Raw genomic sequence first — 215 nt, 5'->3', positions numbered from 1 at the left:
TTTTGATTTTGTGATAGCCACATCATTCGGATGCTATCATTAAGCATTTTTTCTATTTTACGACCTGAGAATACAGATTGTGTGTAGGCATATAGAATCACTTTTAACATCATTTTAGGATGGTACGAAGTTGCACCACGGTGATGTCTGAATTCGTCGAATTCATTGTCAGGAATTGTTTCAACAATATCATTTACATGTCGTGAAATATCATT

At 34.0% G+C, this 215-nt stretch carries 1 protein-coding gene; it reads right to left on the bottom strand.

Translation table 11 applies throughout. The features are described from left to right. Positions 1-215: transposase (locus HMPREF3241_RS12380; RefSeq protein WP_141763184.1), on the bottom strand; the 215-nt coding region annotated here is incomplete at both ends.

Origin of the sequence: Staphylococcus sp. HMSC34G04 (genome assembly GCF_001838765.1) — a bacterium.
GTDB classification, from domain to species: domain Bacteria; phylum Bacillota; class Bacilli; order Staphylococcales; family Staphylococcaceae; genus Staphylococcus; species Staphylococcus epidermidis.
This window is presented reverse-complemented; position numbering and strand designations above follow the sequence as displayed.